General features: G+C 66.4%; 23 protein-coding genes. 8 read left to right on the forward strand and 15 right to left on the reverse strand.

Translation table 11 applies throughout. The annotated features are described in order from the left end of the window. Positions 1-41 precede the first annotated feature (41 nt). From ACP15H_RS20135 to ACP15H_RS20145, 3 genes are read left to right on the forward strand one after another with little or no spacing between them, the layout of a single operon-like run. Entirely contained in the window at positions 42-275 is a 234-nt protein-coding gene (locus ACP15H_RS20135; protein ID WP_425067929.1) for an AbrB/MazE/SpoVT family DNA-binding domain-containing protein, read from the forward strand. A gap of 1 nt (position 276) precedes the next feature. Further along, the gene (locus tag ACP15H_RS20140; protein WP_298308154.1) at positions 277-681 is read left to right on the forward strand and encodes a type II toxin-antitoxin system VapC family toxin; all 405 of its coding nucleotides are present in this window, start codon (positions 277-279) and stop codon (positions 679-681) included. Then, positions 678-2,336, forward strand: coding sequence for a GMC family oxidoreductase (locus tag ACP15H_RS20145; RefSeq protein WP_425067930.1), 1,659 nt, complete (start codon positions 678-680; stop codon positions 2,334-2,336). The genes ACP15H_RS20140 and ACP15H_RS20145 overlap by 4 nt, the downstream gene beginning before the upstream one ends. Positions 2,337-2,357: 21 nt before the next feature. Here ACP15H_RS20145 and ACP15H_RS20150 read toward each other — a convergent pair whose 3' ends face one another. The 5 genes from ACP15H_RS20150 to ACP15H_RS20170 all read right to left on the reverse strand — a co-directional run bounded on the left by ACP15H_RS20150 (position 2,358) and on the right by ACP15H_RS20170 (position 4,816). Then, positions 2,358-2,723, reverse strand: a complete 366-nt coding sequence (locus ACP15H_RS20150; protein ID WP_425067931.1) for a hypothetical protein — start codon at positions 2,721-2,723, stop codon at positions 2,358-2,360. Positions 2,724-2,801: 78 nt separating this feature from the next. Beyond that, a complete protein-coding gene (locus ACP15H_RS20155; RefSeq protein WP_425067932.1) occupies positions 2,802-3,164 on the reverse strand; it encodes a hypothetical protein in 363 nt (120 codons plus the stop codon). A 1-nt stretch (position 3,165) separates the two neighbouring features. Next, the gene (locus ACP15H_RS20160; protein WP_425067933.1) at positions 3,166-3,792 is read right to left on the reverse strand and encodes a glutathione S-transferase family protein; all 627 of its coding nucleotides are present in this window, start codon (positions 3,790-3,792) and stop codon (positions 3,166-3,168) included. A gap of 16 nt (positions 3,793-3,808) precedes the next feature. Continuing rightward, the gene (locus tag ACP15H_RS20165; RefSeq protein WP_425067934.1) at positions 3,809-4,204 is read right to left on the reverse strand and encodes a VOC family protein; all 396 of its coding nucleotides are present in this window, start codon (positions 4,202-4,204) and stop codon (positions 3,809-3,811) included. Positions 4,205-4,207: 3 nt separating this feature from the next. Further along, positions 4,208-4,816 (reverse strand): ribonuclease HII, encoded by a 609-nt coding sequence (locus ACP15H_RS20170; RefSeq protein WP_425067935.1) that lies wholly within the window; start codon positions 4,814-4,816, stop codon positions 4,208-4,210. Positions 4,817-4,846: 30 nt separating this feature from the next. On the opposite strand from ACP15H_RS20170, the gene ACP15H_RS20175 reads away from it, so the two are divergent. Together ACP15H_RS20175 and ACP15H_RS20180 are read left to right on the forward strand one after the other, a co-directional pair. Next, entirely contained in the window at positions 4,847-5,389 is a 543-nt protein-coding gene (locus ACP15H_RS20175; protein ID WP_425067936.1) for a nucleotidyltransferase family protein, read from the forward strand. Positions 5,390-5,401: 12 nt separating this feature from the next. Next, the gene (locus tag ACP15H_RS20180; protein ID WP_425067937.1) at positions 5,402-6,316 is read left to right on the forward strand and encodes an AEC family transporter; all 915 of its coding nucleotides are present in this window, start codon (positions 5,402-5,404) and stop codon (positions 6,314-6,316) included. A 166-nt stretch (positions 6,317-6,482) separates the two neighbouring features. Here the strand turns inward: ACP15H_RS20180 and ACP15H_RS20185 are convergent, their stop codons facing one another. Then, positions 6,483-7,112, reverse strand: a complete 630-nt coding sequence (locus ACP15H_RS20185) for a glutathione S-transferase family protein (protein WP_425067938.1) — start codon at positions 7,110-7,112, stop codon at positions 6,483-6,485. A 12-nt stretch (positions 7,113-7,124) separates the two neighbouring features. Beyond that, complete coding sequence (locus ACP15H_RS20190; protein ID WP_425067939.1) at positions 7,125-8,258, reverse strand: PA0069 family radical SAM protein; 1,134 nt, start codon at positions 8,256-8,258, stop codon at positions 7,125-7,127. Positions 8,259-8,349: 91 nt separating this feature from the next. Between ACP15H_RS20190 and ACP15H_RS20195 the strand changes: the two genes are divergently transcribed. Then, positions 8,350-8,817 carry an N-acetyltransferase family protein gene (locus ACP15H_RS20195; protein ID WP_425067940.1) on the forward strand — a complete coding sequence of 156 codons (468 nt, stop codon included), beginning with the start codon at positions 8,350-8,352 and terminating at the stop codon, positions 8,815-8,817. A 92-nt stretch (positions 8,818-8,909) separates the two neighbouring features. Next, positions 8,910-9,320 carry a hypothetical protein gene (locus ACP15H_RS20200; RefSeq protein ID WP_425067941.1) on the forward strand — a complete coding sequence of 137 codons (411 nt, stop codon included), beginning with the start codon at positions 8,910-8,912 and terminating at the stop codon, positions 9,318-9,320. Here the strand turns inward: ACP15H_RS20200 and ACP15H_RS20205 are convergent. Together ACP15H_RS20205 and moaB are read right to left on the reverse strand one after the other, a co-directional pair. Then, entirely contained in the window at positions 9,315-10,301 is a 987-nt protein-coding gene (locus ACP15H_RS20205; RefSeq protein ID WP_425067942.1) for an aminoglycoside phosphotransferase family protein, read from the reverse strand. The two genes, ACP15H_RS20200 and ACP15H_RS20205, sit on opposite strands and share 6 nt — an antisense overlap. Beyond that, positions 10,294-10,842: a molybdenum cofactor biosynthesis protein B gene (moaB, locus tag ACP15H_RS20210; protein ID WP_425067943.1), complete on the reverse strand. Its 549-nt coding sequence runs from the start codon at positions 10,840-10,842 to the stop codon at positions 10,294-10,296. The genes ACP15H_RS20205 and moaB overlap by 8 nt, the downstream gene beginning before the upstream one ends. A 179-nt stretch (positions 10,843-11,021) precedes the next feature. Between moaB and ACP15H_RS20215 the strand changes: the two genes are divergently transcribed. Further along, a complete protein-coding gene (locus ACP15H_RS20215; protein ID WP_068198289.1) occupies positions 11,022-11,495 on the forward strand; it encodes a cupin domain-containing protein in 474 nt (157 codons plus the stop codon). Positions 11,496-11,654: 159 nt separating this feature from the next. On the opposite strand, the gene ACP15H_RS20220 is transcribed toward ACP15H_RS20215, so the two are convergent. From ACP15H_RS20220 to ACP15H_RS20245, 6 genes are all read right to left on the reverse strand, one after another. Then, on the reverse strand, positions 11,655-12,836 hold the full coding sequence (locus tag ACP15H_RS20220) for an RNA ligase (protein WP_425067944.1): 1,182 nt from the start codon (positions 12,834-12,836) through the stop codon (positions 11,655-11,657). A gap of 222 nt (positions 12,837-13,058) precedes the next feature. After that, positions 13,059-14,543, reverse strand: a complete 1,485-nt coding sequence (locus ACP15H_RS20225; RefSeq protein WP_425067945.1) for a tripartite tricarboxylate transporter permease — start codon at positions 14,541-14,543, stop codon at positions 13,059-13,061. Positions 14,544-14,553: 10 nt separating this feature from the next. Next, positions 14,554-15,045, reverse strand: coding sequence for a tripartite tricarboxylate transporter TctB family protein (locus ACP15H_RS20230; protein WP_425067946.1), 492 nt, complete (start codon positions 15,043-15,045; stop codon positions 14,554-14,556). Further along, positions 15,042-16,007, reverse strand: a complete 966-nt coding sequence (locus tag ACP15H_RS20235) for a Bug family tripartite tricarboxylate transporter substrate binding protein (RefSeq protein ID WP_425067947.1) — start codon at positions 16,005-16,007, stop codon at positions 15,042-15,044. Before ACP15H_RS20235 ends, ACP15H_RS20230 begins: the two co-directional genes overlap by 4 nt. A gap of 86 nt (positions 16,008-16,093) precedes the next feature. Further along, positions 16,094-16,717: a cysteine dioxygenase gene (locus ACP15H_RS20240; protein ID WP_425067948.1), complete on the reverse strand. Its 624-nt coding sequence runs from the start codon at positions 16,715-16,717 to the stop codon at positions 16,094-16,096. Continuing rightward, entirely contained in the window at positions 16,714-17,865 is a 1,152-nt protein-coding gene (locus ACP15H_RS20245; protein ID WP_425067949.1) for a CaiB/BaiF CoA transferase family protein, read from the reverse strand. Before ACP15H_RS20245 ends, ACP15H_RS20240 begins: the two co-directional genes overlap by 4 nt. Position 17,866 lies beyond the last annotated feature (1 nt).

Consider the following 17,866-nt stretch of genomic DNA (forward strand, 5'->3'; position numbering starts at 1 on the left):
AGGTAATACCAATCAAGAATGTCGCCTTACCTGAGGTTTCCATGAGCGCGACCGTTACCAGTAAAGGCCAGGTCACCATTCCGAAGCGGGTTCGCGATCTGCTGGGCATCGGCCCCGGGAGTGTGATCGATTTCGAGCGCGCGCAGGATGGCCGCATCGTTCTGGTCAAGATCGAGAAGAAAGGTCATCTGAACCGCTTCGCGCGCCTGCGCGGGCACGCCGGGAAAGGCCTGAGCACGGCTGAGATCATGGCGATGACACGCGGCGAATACTGACGTGACTCTGGTCGACACGAACGTCCTGCTCGATCTCGTGACCGACGATCCCGTTTGGTCGGATTGGTCATTGGCTCGCCTCGAAGAGGCCGCCTTGGCGGGCCCGATCCTCATCAACGATATCGTCTATGCCGAGACATCCATCCGCTACGCCCGGATAGAAGATCTCGACTTGATGCTCGCCCAGGCGATGATCGAGATCGCGCCAACGCCGCGATCTGCCTTGTTCCTCGCCGGAAAGGCCTTTCAGCGATATCGCGCAGCAGGCGGCACACGAACTGGCGTTCTACCTGACTTCTTCATCGGCGCGCATGCGGCTGTCGAGGATTTGCCGCTGCTCACGCGCGACGCAGCCCGCTATCGCAGCTACTTTCCGAAGATCACGCTGATCGAGCCGCCAGCATGATCCGGACGCGCTCGCTTGACGACAGTGACAGCAGGGGCGGACTGAAGCGCCGCGATGCGATCGGCGCGGCGATGGCCGGCGGCGTCGCGCTTGCCGGTCTTTCATCGCCCGCAAAGGCCGCCGGCGGCGTTTGTACCCTGACGTCACCCGAACAACTGCGCGCCAGCTACGACCACGTGATCGTGGGTGCGGGATCGGCAGGCTGCGTTCTCGCCCATCGGCTGGGACGGGCCGGGCGGCGCGTGCTCCTGATCGAGGCCGGCCTGCGCACGGACCTGCCGGCGGTCACGACCCCGCCGGCCTGGCCGACGCTGCAGGAGAGCGCGCTGGACTGGCGTTACATGACGACACCGCAGCCCGGGCTGGGCGGCCGCGCGATCACCTGTCCGCGCGGCAAGGCGGTCGGCGGATCGAGCATCATCAATGCGCTGGCCTACCAGCGCGGCCATGCGGCGGCCTACGACCGCTGGCCGGCGGGCTGGCGTCATGCCGACCTGCTGCCCTACTTCAAGCGCGCCGAGACCTTCTCGGGCGGCGCCAATGCCTGGCGCGGCGGCAGCGGGCCGCTGCATGTCCTGTCGCTGGCCGACGTCACGGATCGCACGCAGGTCGCCGCGGCCTTCATGGCGGCGGCCCAGCAAGCGGGCTTCCCGCTGACGCCCGACCTGGGCGGTGAAGTCACGACCGGCGTGGGCTGGAACCAGCTCAGCATCGAGGGCCACCGGCGCGACGATGCGGCGACCGCCTATCTCGACAGTCTGGAGAGCGGTCCCGGCGAGGCGCCGGTCGATCTGCTCGCCGGCACCGAGGTGCTCGGCCTCGAGATCGAGCGCGGCCGCTGCCTGGGCGTGCGTCTGGCCGGACGGATCGTGCGACCCGAGGGCGACGTGCTGCTCTGCGCCGGGGCGATCGATTCGCCGCGCCTGCTGATGCTGTCGGGCATCGGCCCGGCCGACGAGTTGCGCGCGCTGGGAATCGCCAGCGCCGCCGACCTGCCCGATGTCGGCCGCCATCTCGAGGACCATCTGCTGCTGGCCGGCGTGGCCTACCAGGCGCGTCGCCCGGTGCCGGCCTCGCACTACAATCACTGCGACTCGCTGCTCTACGTGCCGCACGCGACCGCCGGCGAGAGCCCCGAGATTCTCGTCATGTGCCTGTCGGTACCGTTCGTGCGGCCGACCGTCGGGCCTCTTTCCGCGCCGGCCTATGTCCTGGTGCCCTGCCACCTGCGGCCGCGCAGCCGCGGCAGCATAAGGCTCGCCTCCAGCGATCCCCGGGCCGCGGCGATCATCGATCCGAACTATCTCGGCGAACCCGACGATCTCGCGGTGCTGGCGAAGGGCGTCGAGATCGCGCGCGAGATCGGCGCGGCCAAGGCCTTCGACGACTGGCGGGCGAGTGAGGTCTATCCCGGACCGGACTGGGCGAGCGAAGCGGGCCGCCACGACTTCATCCGCCGGGCGACCGATTCGTTCCACCATCCCACCGGCACCTGCCGCCTCGGCGACGTCGTCGACGAGGCCTTGCGTGTGAAGGGTATCGCCAGATTGCGCGTCATCGACGCCTCGGTCCTGCCCAGCCCGCCCGCGGCAATGATCAACGCCGCCGTGACCGCGGTTGCCGAAAGAGCGAGCGACCTCGTGCTGGCGGGATAGCGACGGTTGTCGCCCGCCGCCTCAGGCGCGATTGCGCCGGAACAGCAGCGCGACGATGACGCCTCCCAGCACCGAGGCCAGAACCATGAGCACGAACAAGCCACCCGCCGCCATCAGCGCGTAGCTGCGCGCCTTGGCCTCGGCTTCATCGACCCTCTTGTCGATCAGCTTCCGCACTTCGCCGACCTGCGCGGCCATCTCGTCCCGCAGAGCCTTCAGTTCCGGCCCGATCGCGCGGGCCCGCTCCGCGGCGGACTCCTTGCCCCGCTCGATTGCTTCTCGCGCGGACGGCGGCGTCTGGACCGGTGCTGGCTGGGCAACGACTGAACCTGCCCCCGCCGCCATCAGGCCGAGAACGAGGATCAGGGACGGGAGAAGTCTGGACATGCACGGCCTCATCGGATTGGTCCCAGCATAAACGCAGGCCTCAAGAAATCCCGCAAGAGCCCACTACGGGCAACTTTTCTACGGCAGCAGACGGGTCCAGCGCGCGAGGGTGAAAGCAATGCCGGCCAGGTAGAATGTGCCGAAGATCGACTTGTTGTGCCGTGCCAGCCACTCGGGAAGATAGATGTCGAAGTTCGCGCGACGATCTTCCGTATGTCGCGCGGCCACGGCGGTGAGCGGACACGTCCATCCGTTGAAGGCGAGCACGACGACCTCGCCCGTGACGAGGCCGATAGACAGCGCGGCGTTTGGGTAGTCGGCGCGAGCGGCGAAAAACCAGATCGCCGCGATGCACGCCACGAAGAACAGCCACACGATCGTATGCGTGGCCTTGATCACTGTCAGGAACGAGCCGGTTTCCGGCCGATCCTGCGGGACCACCTCAGGCGGTCTCCTCGGCGATCGCCTTCTTCACGCTCGGACGCTCCGACATGCGGCGGCGGTGATCCACGACCTGCGGGATGCGAGCCGGGTCGACGCCGTCCTTCTCCAGCCACTGGGCCAGCGTGAACAGGTAGGGGTCGCAGACCGTGTAGTGGTCGCCCATCACCCAAGGGCCCTTCAGCATCTCGCGCTCGATCAGCTCGAAGCCGGCGCCGACCGATTCCGGCACCTTGCGCTGCATGGCGGCGATCGAATGCGCGTCGTCGGCATCAACCCAGCGATGACCACGCATGCGGTGGGCATGCGCCACGTGCACGCTCGAGCAGAGATAGGAATTAAACGACTGAATCTGCGCGAAGAAGAACGGATCGTCCATCGGCGCGAGCCGCGCCTGCGGGAAGAGCTGCGCGACATAGACCAGCATCGCCGGCGTCTCGGTGAGGATCCCCTTGTCGGTCACCAGCGCCGGCACGCGGCCCTTGGGATTTACCTTGAGATACTCGGCCGACGTCTGCTGCCTCGTCGCGAAGTCGATGCGCACCGTCGAATAGTCGGCACCGACCTCCTCCAGCACGATGTGGGTGGCGAGCGAGCAGGTACTGGCGGTGTAGTAGAGCTTGAGCACGTTGATTCTCCTGCCGTCAGACTTCGGCGTAGATCTCGATGACGTTGCCTTCAGGGTCGCGGAAGAAGATCGCGCGATGGCCCCAGGCGGGAATGTCGCGCGGCGGGCCCATGAGGTCGACACCGCCGGCTGCCAGCTCGGCCTGGATCTCGTCGATCTCGGGCGGTGCGACGCGGAAGGCGAGCTGCACCGAGGCCGAGCCCGCAGGGGCGCCCGGCCCGTCCTGGAACATGCCTTCGAGCGTGCGCGGCCGCAGGCAGAGCAGGCCCGACCCGACATGGAAGCTCACCCAGCGCGGCGTCTCGCGCTCGAGGCGGAACTTCATCACCTCGAGATAGAACTGCCGCGCGCGGGCCAGGTCCTCGCAGAGCAGGACCACATAGTCGAGGTTGCGGATCGAGCCGAGGCCCACGGCTCACACCAGTCGCGTGACCGGTGCGAAGCTGCGCCGGTGGTGGGGCGTCGGCCCCAGCAGCGACAGCGCCTCGAGATGCTGCTGGCTGCCGTAACCGCGATTGGTCTCCCAGCCGTAGCCGGGATAGGTCACCGCGAGCGCATGCATGTAGCGGTCGCGCGTCACCTTGGCGAAGATCGAGGCGGCGGCGATCGAATAGGAATGTGCGTCGCCGCCGACGATGGTCTCGGCGCGGCAGCCCAGTTGCGGCGGCGCGCGATTGCCGTCGATCAGCACGACTTCCGGCTGCTCGGCGAGCGCCTGCACGGCGCGGCGCATGGCGAGGTAGGTCGCCTGCAGGATGTTGATGCGGTCGATCTCCTCGACGCTCGCCTCGGCCACAGCGAACTGCACGACGCCCGAGGCGATCATGGCCTCGTAGGCCTCCTCGCGCTGTTCGAGCGTCAGCTTCTTGGAATCGTCGATCATGCGCAGCAGTTTGCGCGCCGCCCGCGTGCGGTCGATGACCGCCGCTGCCGCATAGACCGGCCCGGCCAAGGGGCCGCGCCCGGCCTCGTCGATGCCGGCAACACGCCCTTCGCAACGCAGTTCGAATCGAAAGCTTGGCATTATCCCCACCGAGGCCGGCTAGACTGAGCCATGTCCCTCATCGCCCGTATCATCGCAGAAGACACCATCGCGATGGAACAGCTACGTGCGGTGCGCACACTCGATTTGCCGGACTGGTGCATTGCCGCGGGATTCGTGCGCAATCGCGTCTGGGACCATCTGCACGGCATCGTCCCGGCGCGGCTGCCTGTGGATATCGACGTCCTCTATTTCGATGCCGGCGACGTTTCGCGCGAGAGCGAGGCGGCTTTCGAGCGCCGGCTCGACATGCTGATGCCCGGCCTGCCCTGGCAGGTGCGCAACCAGGCGCGCATGCATGTCTGGAAGGAGCTGCCGCCGCATCGCGACACCGCCGACGCGATGACCTGCTGGCTGGAGACGGTAACCGGTATCGGCGTGCGCCTGGAGGCCGACGACACGCTCACCGTCATCGCCCCGCTCGGAACCGACGATCTCCTGAACCTGCGCTGCCGCCCGACCCCGTACGGCCGAACCCGACGCCACGAGTACGATGCCCGGGTCGAGGCCAAGCGCTGGCGCGAGCTGTGGCCGAAGGTCGAGTTCCTCGACTAGACTCCGCTCCCGATGATCGCTGCCTTCCTGCCTCTCGCCGCCATCGCCCTCGTGGGTGCCCTGCTCCGCCACTTCATTCCCGGCATGGAGCAGACCCGCCAGTCGATGAACAAGCTGGTCCTCTACGTCTTCCTGCCGGCGCTGGTGTTCCGCACGGTCATGGACGGCACGATCAGCCGCCTGTTCCTCGAAATCCCCGCCCTGGCCGCCATCGGCACGCTGTCGTGCCTGGCGGTGGGCTTCCTGGTGTTCCACTTCCTGCCGATCCCCGGCCCGACCAAGGGCGCGATGATGCTGGGCGCGGCGTTCGGCAACGTCACCTATCTCGGCCTGCCGGTGCTGCTCGGCATCTTTCCCGGCCAGGCCGACCAGGTTTCCGAAGTCTCGGTCCTGTTCGAGGTCACCAAGTCGTCGCTCAATCTCACGATCGGCGCCATGATCGCCATCGCCTATGGCAGTCAGGAACCGATCACCTTCAGACGGACCGCGCTGGAGGCGCTGAAGCTGCCGCCGATCTGGGCGCTGGTCGTTGCCATCCTGTGGAAGGTCTCGGGCGTTCCCTGCCCGGCCGTCGTCATGGATGCGGCATCGATCCTCGCCGTGGCGGTCAGCGGCATCATGATGCTGTCGCTCGGCATGGCGCTGCGCTTCTCGGCCACGAAGCTGATGGCGCTGGCGCTTCCGGTTGCGGCCATCAAGCTGGCCTTCGCGCCGCTGGTCGTCTTCAGCGCCGTGGGCCCGCTCGGTCTATCCGGCGTCTACGCCAACGCCGCCATCCTGGAAGCGGCGATGCCGAGCCAGCTCCTGTCCTTCATCATCGCCGGCAAGTTCAAGCTCGACGAGGAGACGCTGGCGTTCGTCATCATGGTCGACACCGTCCTCGCCTTCGTGACCCTGCCTCTGGTGCGGACGCTGCTCCTGTCGTGACGACCTGAATCATTGGAGCGCGCAATTCCAGTTGCGCTCAAGCTCCGTCGACAGGCAGGACATGAGCGCAACTGGAGTTGCGCGCTCCGTTGAGGCCGCTTGCTAACGCGGCCTGAACACTTCTCGCGTGGAAAAGCCTTTATCTGCCGTGAGTCGCGCCGCCCCGTCAGCTCGACGGGGCCAGGGAGGCCATGAGCTTCGCCCCCTGTTCCTGCGCGCGCAGGGCTGCCGGCCGCCCGACATGGCGCTCGGCATAGTCCTCGAACACCGGCCGCTTCTCGATGCCGCCGAACATCATGCCCCAGTGCAGGAACGACGCCAGGTAGAGGTCGGCCGCGGTGAAATGGTCGGCGGCGATGGTGGTCCGCTCCGCAACCGCCTGCGCAATGGTCTCCAGGGTGCGTTCATAGGAGCCATAGCCGAACATCAGCTGCAGCTTGGGATCGGGACTCCAGCCGGCGGCCTCGTTCGCGAGCGCCGGCTCACCGCAGCCGGCAGTGAAGAACAGCCAGCGATAGTAGGCGCCGCGCTCGGCCGGCGGCGGCGCGAGCTTCGCCTCGGGAAAGAGGTCGGCGAGGTAGCAGAGGATGGCGGCGCTCTCCGTGACGACCGTGGTGCCGTGACGGAGCGCCGGCACCTTGCCCATCGGATTGATGGCGAGATACTCGGGCGACTTCATCTCGGGCCCGAACTGCTTCACCTCGAGCCGGTAGGGACAGCCAATCTCCTCCAGCATCCAGTGGATCATCGCGCCGCGCGACTGCGGATGGGTAAACAGGATCAGCTCGTCGGCCATGACGTCACTCCTCTAAAACAATCTCATCTGCCGGGCGTCGCGTTTGGCGTCGACCAAGGCCGTGCGGGCGGCGGCGGGGACGGCGAAGCGCATCGTGTCGAGGCGGTAGCGCACACGATTGAGATCGAGACGCTTCACCGCGGCGGCGAAACGCTTGCTCAGGAGCTGCGCGATCGGGCCCTCGCCCTTCATGCGCGTGCCGAACTCGGCCTTGTAGAGTTCGCCGCCGCGGATCTGGCGGATCAGCGACAGCACGCGATCGGCGCGGTCGGGCCGGTTGGCGCGCAGCCATTCCTCGAACAGCTCCTTGATCTCGAGCGGCAGGCGCAGCGCCGTATAGCCCGCGCGCGTGGCGCCGGCCGCCGCCGACGCATCGAGGATCGATTCCATCTCGTGATCGTTGAGGCCGGGGATCATCGGCGCCGTCATCACGCCCACCGGAATGCCGGCCGCCGCGAGTTCGCGGATCGCATCGAGCCGTCGATGCGGCGCCGAGGCGCGTGGCTCCATGGTGCGCGCGAGGTCGCGGTCGAGCGTGGTCACCGACAGGAACACTTCGGCCAGGTTGCGCTTGGCCATGTCGCCCAGGATGTCGATGTCGCGGGTGATCAGGTGGTTCTTGGTGACGATGCCGACGGGATTGTTGAAGTCGCTGAGCACGCGCAGGATCTGGCGCGTGATCTTGAGGTCGCGCTCGACCGGCTGGTAGGGATCGGTGTTGGTGCCCATCGCCACCACGTCGCAGCGATATTTCGGCGAGGCGAGTTCGGCGGTCAGCAGCGCCGCCGCCTCGGGCTTGAACAGGATCCTGGTCTCGAAATCGAGGCCGGGCGACAGGCCGAGATAGGCATGGGTCGGCCGCGCGAAGCAGTAGATGCAGCCATGCTCGCAGCCGCGATAGGGATTGATCGAGCGGTCGAACGGAATGTCGGGCGAGCTGTTGCGCGCGATGATGGTGCGCGTGGCATCCTTCGTCAGCGTCGTGCGCAGCGGCGGCAGTTCGTCCTCGATGTCCCAGCCGTCGTTGGTGCGGATGCGCTTCTCGTCGTCGTAGCGGCTGGTCGCGTTGCTGAGCGCGCCGCGCCCGTTGTGCTGCGGCTCGGCGATCTGGTCGTCGGGATAGAGCGGCGGGACGGGCTCTTTCATGCGGCGAGTCTTAGAACAAAAAGAGAACGAGTCAAGCCACTGTCTCTGGGGGTTCATTGTCTCCGGATAGGACCACCCCTAGAGAGGGATCATGAGCGCCATCGAGTTACGCCCCGCCCGTCCCGAGGATCGAGACTTCCTGCACAGCCTGTCGCCGCGCCTGTCCGGCGTGCCGGGGCCCGCCTGGCACGATCGCGCGGCGATGGACGGGTTCCAGGACCGCTACATGGAAGCGACCTTCGCCACCGTCGACCCGGCGGCACAGACGCTCATCGCCTGGTCGGCCGACGGCAAACGCCTGGGCTACATCCACATGCGCCCGTTCAAGGACGGGGTGACGGACGAGCCCTGCGGCTACGTCTCGTTGCTGGCGCTCACCGAGGAGGCCGAGGGAAAGGGCATCGCGCACCTGATGATGCAGGCGGCCGAGAGCTGGGCCCGGGCGCAGGGCTATCGCTTCCTCTGCCTCGACGTGTTCGCCGACAATCGCCATGCTGTGGAATTCTACGAGCGCCGCGGCTTCCAGACCGAAACGCTGCGCATGGTGAAGCCGCTCTAGCCACTCCGCATATTTATACCATGGGTTGTACCAATATTATAAAACACAATCTATCATGAGTTCTGACGCCTATCTTTTTCGAGAGACAGCAGATGGTAGATATTAAGGTCAGGACTGCGAGTCCCGATGACATCGATTTCATCGCCAAGCTCTCGCCGCCGGGCGATGAGGAACTCTCTTCGCAAGCCCGTCTCACCGTTGAAGGGGCCTCGACAGCCGATGATTCGGCGATCTTCATCGCCGTGGACGGCGATGGACGACGCTGGGGCTACATCCATTTATTCCCGGAGGGAGACGACTCAGAAGAAGAGCCTCGCCGCTATGTTGTTCGAGTCGCCTCGGCCTATCAGGCGGAGCGCGACGCCCGGAGCAGTCTCCTCGCCGAGGCCAGCGTCTGGCTGAAAAAGCACCGCCATCGGATGGCGATAATCGAAGTACTAACCGAGGACGAAAGTGGCGCTGTGATCGAAGCCGGAACCATCACCCCTCCGAGGCGGTCATAGCCACCCGGCGCGGATCGAGCGGATCGTCTCACAGTCGAAGGCAAAGGTGATCCGCGAGCGCAGATGCGCCCGCATCTCAGGCGCCAAGCCGGCGTCGCTCCATTGCGACGGATCGGACGGATCGCGCGGCGCTTCCGTCTGAACCTTCCAGCGCGCCATGAACATGATCGTGCGCAGCCAGGTGAGCCGTCGCATCGGCTGCAGCCACGGATGCAGCTCAGCGGCGCGTGTCTTGCCGATCCTCTTGAGATAGGACTCGTAGAAGCCCTTCACCTCATCGAGCGTCAGGACCTTGCCGACATCTGGATGCCAGACGGTCGATGTCGGAAGCGTCGCGTGCGCGAGGTCGATCGCCGGGGAGCCGACATGCACCTTTTCGAGATCGACGAACCAGGCGATGCCGGTGCGATCGACGATGAAGTTGCCGGGATGCGTATCGGCCAAAGCGATCGACAGCGGTTGCGGGCGATGTGCCAGCGTCGCGGCCATGGCGCGCATCAGGCCGAGTTCTTCGACGATCTCGGCGCGCGCGCCGGGCTCAGTGATCGCCTTGTCGAGAAAGCGCTGCGCCCCCTGCTCCACGACATCGAGCGTCGCACGGAACGGATTGTCCTGGCGCGGGATAGGAGAACCCGGCACGGGCAAAGGCAACGAATGAATCCGCGCCAGCGTGCCGGCCATCGCATCGAGTTCACCCGGCAAACGTGGCGCGCGACCGTCGATGAAATCGACGATCAACGCCCCGCCGGGCAGCCCGGGCCGCGGCTCGATCACTTCGTAGAGTTTCGGCGTGCGCCCCGCCGGCGCGAGATGACGAAACGCTTCGGCCTGCAAATGCAATCGCGCGGCCGCCGTCGGATCGTCCTCGTAGGCGTAAGCGATCCGCGCGAGCCGCCCGTCCTTCAGCCGGACATGACCGTGCGCCGTTCCCGTCGCCGGCAGTTCCTCGCCCTCGCGGATCGCGGCGAGGATGTCAGCCACTGCGCGGCATCTTGCCTTCGTTGAGGCGAGGCATCAGCTCGGCGAAGTTGCAGGGGCGAAAGCGGATGTCGAGCTGCTGGCGCAGGATGTCGTCCCAGCCGTCCTTGCAGGCGCCGGTCGAACCGGGCAGGGCGAAGATGTAGGTCGCGTTGGCGACACCCGCCGTGGCGCGGCTCTGCATGGTTGAGGTGCCGATCTTCTGGAAGCTGATCCAGCGGAAGGTCTCACCGAACCCCTCGATCTTCTTCTCGAACAGCGCCTCCAGCGCCTCGGGAGTCACGTCGCGGCCGGTGACGCCGGTGCCGCCGGTCGTGATCACCACCTCGATCTGCGGATCGTCGATCCACTTCTGCACCTGCGCGCGGATCAGCCCGACGTCGTCGGTGACAATGGCGCGGTCTGCCAGGACATGGCCGTCGCGCGCGATGCGCTCGACCAGCGTGTCGCCCGACTTGTCGGTCTCGAGCGTGCGCGTGTCGGAAACCGTGAGAACGGCGATGTTCACCGGCTTGAAGGACTTGGTTTCGTCGATGCGGTTCATGCGTTCACTATACTCCAGGAGTCGGAAACATCATTGTTTCGCCCGGGAGGCGCTGCCGGCGAGGCTTCGGAAGGATTTTTCCTTTCGGGACAGGAAAGGCATCAGGACTTTCCATTGACTCTCCACAGCGGCGTTTTAGTGATTGCCGCCCAAGAAGACTCGAACCGCTCGGAGACATCATGACCGACCCCACCGACTGGAAGCATGACGGCGTGCGGGTCATCCCCGCCGGATCGCTCGACACCAACACCGCCCAGACCCCGGGCATGAACCGCGCCGCGGCCATCAATTTCGCCCGCGTCGGCGCCCAGAAGCTGTGGGCCGGCACGGTGACCATCCATGCCCACGCCAAGACCGGCGCCCATCATCACGGGCACCTGGAGAGCGTGATCTACGTCGTGAAGGGCCGCGCCCGGATGCGCTGGGGCGAGCAGCTCCAGTTCGTCGCCGAAGCCGGCCCCGGCGACTTCATCTACGTGCCGCCCTACGTGCCGCACCAGGAGATCAACGCCTCGGACACCGAGCCGCTGGAATGCGTGCTGGTCCGTTCCGACAACGAGGCGGTCGCGATCAACATCGACATCACCCCGGCCGAGAAGGTCGAGGAAGTCTACTGGGTCGACCCGACGCATCCCCATCCTCACAAGCATTAGCTTGTGAGGATGGGCGGGCGGCAGCGCATTCAAATGCGCGAGAGCCCGCTCCGTGCAGAATGGATAAGAACTCTTCCCGAAGGCGGCCCTAACCGGCCGCCTTCTTCTTTTTCGCCCACAGTACCGCCAGCAGCAGAACCGCGCCGCCCACGCCGCCCGTCAGCCGTCGGTCCACGCACGACGGGCCCAGCGCGCCTCGAACAGCCGACGGGCGGCGTCGAGGCGAGGGCCGGAGGCGCACTCCCGCAGAACGTGGCCACGCACCAGCGTGTGTGGATCACCTCCGTCCAGCATCCGAAAGATGAAAGGCGCATCAGGGTCGTCACGAAGCGCCAGGGCGATGTCGCGCCGGCTCGGAAACCGCGCCTGAAGATCGGTGACCTTGGCTATCAGCCGGTTCGCGCTCGCGATCAGCCCGGCCTGCAAGGCTTCGGCGAACCGTGTCAGTTCCTCGAAGTCCGATGGCGTCAGGAACGGCATCAGATCGTCATGCTCGCCCCGCAGCACGATCTCCACGACATCGGCCTCGCGCGACAGCCGCTCCAGCACGCCATGTATCCTGACATACCAGGGCGTCTTGAGCTTCAGCATGTGACCGTCGTCGAAGCGCAGGACGACCCCTTCGTGCCCTTTCAGTTCGCTCAGCCGCTCGGGCAAGCCCCTCGGATCCGAATGCAATTCTTCCCAGGGCGTGACCATGGGAATTGCCGCCGTTGCCGCTGCCCGTTGCGTCTCTGCAAACGACCAATAGGCGCCGTCCACAAGACCACGGATCGCCAGGAGCACGAGCCGGGGCTCGCGATGTTCGACGACGACCCGGTTCTGGAGCGAGCACCATTCGAAGATCGGATTGGCGCCTGCAGCGAGCAACTCGCGCGCGAACCGATCGAATTGCGGCCGCTCAGCCAAGAAACGAGCCGCGCCGGCTGCAACCTCGGTCTCGCCCAGCATCGTCGTCCACGCCAGCCGCTCACCGAGCAGGATCGGCGAGACCATGGAGCCATCGAGCTTCTCCAGCACGAGGGGAGCCACGGCGAACTCGAGCCTCTCGGGACGTGTTTCGTCGCGCTCTCCGAGATTGAAGAACTTGTGGAACCGCCGGCCCAGCACCCTGCCCGTCGCAGTATCGAAAATCAGGCCGCGCGCTTCCCGCCGCAGGGCAGCGGACTGCGCCGCCGCCTGTCCGAGAGCGGGGTCCACGTCGGGGAAACTCGACGACGTCACGAATCGATAATCGAAGATGGAATAGCCGTCCCGCCGCGCTTCGAAGAATTCTTCGGCGCCTGCGATTGCGGACCGGACCTGGTCTATGTGCTCAATTCTCGGAAACTTGTACCGCATGACAATCTCCCCGTGCCGGAGATCGTCTCGGTGACGGCTCCGCGCAGGTCAGTTCAAAAGGATTGCAGAACGACAGCCGAAAAATCGGCATCGGCGTCCGCATCCTGAAAAACGGGGAGCGAAGAAATTGAACATGATGGGCGCTCTATATCGCCGGCCGCGCCATCCGGCAAGAGCTGCGCATCACCCTGGGTTGTAGGGTGATGCGCAAGCGCCGTGCAGTCAGGCGGTTTTCGTCTTCCGTTTCGGCCACAACCCCGCCACCAGCAGCGCGACCGCCACGATGGCGAAGCCGGCCGAAAGATAGCTGTGCAGGAAGATCATCGGGTCGCCGTCGGAGATCGCCAGGGACTGGCGCACCGAGCGCTCGAAGATCGGGCCCAGCACATAGGCCAGGATGACGATGCCGAGGTCGAAGCCGTGGCGGCGCAGGCCGTAGCCCACGAAGCCGAAGATCACCGCGATCACCACGTCGGCGGGATTGCCGTTCGACGAGTAGACGCCGATCAGGCAGACCGCGAGGATCATCGGCGTGAGATAGGCGCGCGGGATGTCGAGGATGCGCACGAACAGGCCGATCAGCGGCAGGTTCAGGATCAGCAGCATGATGTTGCCGATATACATGCTGGCCACGACGCCCCAGAAGATCTCGGGCTGGCGCTCCAGGATGGTCGGGCCCGGCGTGACGCCGTGGATGATGAAGGCGCCGAGCAGCAGCGCGGTGACCGCATTCGCGGGAATGCCCATGCAGAGCAGCGGCACGAAGGCGCCGGCAGTCCCGGCATTGTTGGCCGATTCCGGCCCGGCCAGTCCCTCGACGGCGCCCTTGCCGAACTCCTCGGGATTCTTCGAGAGCTTGCGCTCCATGCCGTAGGACAGGAACGAGGCCAGCACCGCGCCGCCGCCGGGCAGCAGGCCGACCAGGAAGCCCATGACGGTGCCGCGCACGACCGGGCCGACCGAGCGCCTCGCCTCCTCGCGCGAGGGCATGAAGCCCAGCAGATGCGAGGGCGGCGGCAGGACCTTCATGTCGTCGGGCTTCTGGCGCGCCATGAACAGCACTTCGGAGAGGCCGAACAGGCCGATCGCCAGCGGCACGAGATTGACGCCGTCGCCCAGGGCCAGGATGCCGAAGGTGAGCCGCGGCGTCATGTTGAGGGGATCGCTGCCGATGGTGCCGAGCAGCAGGCCGAAGGCCGCCATCAGCAGCGCCCGCGGCAGCGAGCCGCTCGACATGTAGGTGACCATGGTGAGGCCCGCGAGCATCAGCATGGCGTATTCGGCCGGCCCGAACTTGATGACGAGTTCGGCCAGCGGCGGCGACAGGAAAGTGATGCCGATGACGCCCACGGTGCCGGCAAAGAACGAGCCGATGCCGGCGATGCCCAGCGCCGCCCCGGCGCGGCCCTTGCGCGCCATCTCGTAGCCGTCGAGGCAGGTCACGACCGACGAGGCCTCGCCCGGGATGCGCATCAGCACCGAGGTCACGGTGCCGCCATAGGCCACGCCGTAATAGATGCCCGAGAGCATGATGATGGCCGAGGTCACGTCCATCTTGAAGGTGATCGGCAGCAGGATGGCGATGGTGGTGAGCGGCCCCAGTCCCGGCAGGATGCCGACGACGGTGCCCAGGAACGCGCCGACGAAACAGTAGAACAGGTTGTCGAGGGTCAGCGTGGTGGCGAAGCCACCCAGCAGCGCTTCCATGCGGCGGGCCTCAGCGAACGTAGGTGTAGAAGGTGCGCTCGATCGGGCCTTCCGGCAGATCGACGCGCAGCAGCCAGCCGAAGCAGACGAGGCCGACCGCGGCGCAGGCGATGCCGTAGCCGATCGAGGGCAACCACGGACGGCGTTCGGCGAAGCGCATGATGACGACGGTCACGGCGACGGTCGTGACGACGAAGCCGGCATAGGTCGCGCCCAGCGCGAACACCGCGAAGGTGGCGATGTAGATCGCGAAGGTCCGGTTCGATTCCCTCGTCGCCTCGACGTCGTCGGTATCGCCGCCCTCGGTCTCGCCGGCCTGGCCCGGAAAGGCCAGGACGACGAGGGCGAGCGCCACGCAGATGCCGGCCATGAGCTGCGGGAAGAAGCCGGGACCGGGGCCGTCGAAGCCCCAGCTCTCCAGCTCGATCGCCTTCCACAGGCCGACCAGCGCCGCGGCCAGCAGGCCGAGCGTGGCGATCCGCGTGCCGCCCAACCTGATCATGCCTTCTTGGCCATGCCGGTTTCCTTGAGGATCGGGACAAGCTCGGTCTCGATCTTCTTCAGGAGAGCGCCGTATTCCTTGCCGTCGCGGTAGATCGGCTGGATGCCGAGCTTGGCGATCTGGCTGGTCACGGACTCGTCCTTCATGACGTCGGCCAGCGCCTTGTCCATGCGCTCCTGGATGGCCGGATCGACGCCCTTGGGGAAGGCATAGCCGAACGGTCCGTTGCTGACCGCATCGTAGCCCAGCTCGCGCAGCGTCTTCACGTCGGGATAGTCGGGCCAGCGCGCTTCGGCCGCCGAGGCGAGGAAGCGCAGCTTGCCGGCCTCGATCTGCGGCCGCATCTCCGAGACGGTCTGGATCACGGCATCGACATGGCCGCCGATCGCCGCCGTCACCGATTCGACGCCGCCCGGGAACACGACCCAGCGCAGCTTGGCGCCGCTCAGCTTGGCCAGCTGGAACATCGCCACCACGTTGGTCACGTTGTTGGAGCTGTAGGTGAGCTGCTTCTGCTTGCCCTGGTTGACGAGGTCCTCGATCGACTTGATCGGCCCGTCGGCGCGCGCGCCGATGCCGTAGCGCAGGGCCGCCACCTGGCCGATGATGTCGAACGCCTTCCACGGATCGTAGGCGACGTTCATCATGTTCGGCACGGCGACGTGGCTCGAGATCGCCACCAGGCCGATCGTATGGCCGTCGGGCGTCGACTGGGCGAGCGTGGTCGGGCCCAGCGCGCCGGCGCCGCCCACCACGTTCTTCACGATGACGGTCGCGTTCAGCCGCTTCTCGAGCGCCTGCGCGATAATGCGTGCGGTGAGATCGGTCGAGGCGCCCGGCGCATTGGGATTGATCAGCGAGATCTCGCGCGCCGGCCACTTGGACGACTGGCCGATCGCCGGAGCGGCCACGGTCATGGCCGCGAGGGCGGTACCGCCCTTCAATACGGTTCTGCGATGCATCCTGTTTGCCTCCCTTTTTTTGTAAGGAAGGACAGTGCTTGCCGGGCCCGCTTCAGGTCAAGCGAGCCGTGCCGGTACGCGAATTCTCAGGAGGCCGCGCGCACCTCGGCCGAACGGTCCCAGATGTTGGGCTGCTCGCGATTGGTGTAGCCCGACACGAAGAGGTTGGGCTGTCCCGTCTTCACGTCGAACGTGTGCCGACGCACCGCGCCGATATTGCCGCCATAGACATGGATGCTGATCGAGCCGCGATCGTCGAGCGCGTTGGTGACCTGGTGGATGTCGCCCTTGGGATTGCGTGGCGCCGGCACCAGCACCTCGACGTCGCCCGGTTCGAGCTTGGCGAGCTCGCCCGGCACCAGCACGCCGGTCTCGGAATCGCGCGTGAAGGAGAGCGAGGTCTCCGAGCCGCGCAGCATGCCGACCAGGCCCCACATCTCGTGATCGTGCACCGGGGTGTTGGCCTTCGGCGCCCACACGAAACTCACGACGCAGAAGCGCTCGAAAGGATCGCACCACAGCAGGTTCTGCGCATAGCCATGGGCCGGCACCCGGGCCGCCTGCTCGGGCAGCCAGTCGTCGTGCTTCACCAGCTCGCCCAGAAGCTTCGCGCCGACTTCGACGATCGCATTCTCGTCCTTGTCCTGCCAGGCGCCGCCGGTGAGCGAGGTCATGTCGCCGATGAAGCGACGCAGGCGATCGATGGTCATAGCGCGGCCTTTCCCTTGAAGGTGGTTCCGAAGATCGTCTCGGTGTCGGCACCGAGCGCCGGCGGATCGCGCCGCTTCGAGATGTCGGTGGCGGAGATCCGGACCGGGCTGCCGAAGGTCCTGGTCTTCACCCCAGAGGGAAGCTCCATCTCCTCGACCCAGCCCATGTGCTGGACCTGCGGGTCGGCGAGGATCTGGCTGTAGGTATTGATGCGCCCCTGCGGCACGCCGGCCTTCTCGAAGGCGCCCAGCCAGTGATCGACGCCGCTCTTCGCGAACTCGACTTCGAGCAGGTCCTTGAGCGCCACCTGATTGGCGGCGCGTGACTGGGTCGTGGCGAAGCGCGGATCGGCGAGCAGGTCGGGACGACCCACCACCTTGGTGACGGCTTCCCACAGCTTGTTGTTGCCGGCGGCGATCACGAAATGCCCGTCCGCCGCCTTGAAGGCCTGGTAGGGCGCGTTGCGCGGATGGGCCGAGCCCAGCTTCTTCGGATCGTTGCCGGTGCCGAAGAACTCGCTGGTCTGGAGCGCGGCCATGCCGAGGCTGCAGCCCAGCATCGAGGCGTCGATATGCGCGCCCGGTCCGCCGCCCGCGACCCGTCGCAGGATCGACACGACGGTCAGCGCGGCATAGAGGCCGGTGCCCACGTCGGAGACCGGCACGCCGCATTTCACCGGCGCGCCGTCGGGCTCGCCGGTCACGCTCATGATGCCGCTCATCGCCTGCACGGTGACGTCGAAGCCGCCCTCGCTCGAGCGCGGGCCGGACTGGCCGAAGGCCGAGATCGAGCAGTAGACGAGGCCGGGCTTCTCGGCGCGGAAGGATTCGTAGCCGAGACCCAGCCGGTCCATCACGCCCGGCCGGTTGTTCTCCAGCACGACGTCGGCCGACAGGATGAGCTGGCGCGCCGCCTGCTTCTGCGCCGGGTCCTTGAGATCGAGGACGACCGAACGCTTGTTGCGGTTGATCGAGGCGAAGTTCTCGCTGTAGCCCTCGCTGATCGGCGGCCACTGCCGCATCATGTCGCCTTCCGGCGGCTCGACCTTGATCACCTCGGCGCCGAGGTCGGCCAGCAGCATTCCACAATAGGGACCGGCCAGAACCTGGCAGAATTCGACGACGCGTACGCCTGAAAGCGGCAACATG

It is taken from the genome of Reyranella sp. (genome assembly GCF_965249915.1).
In the GTDB taxonomy this organism is placed as follows: Bacteria; Pseudomonadota; Alphaproteobacteria; order Reyranellales; family Reyranellaceae; genus Reyranella.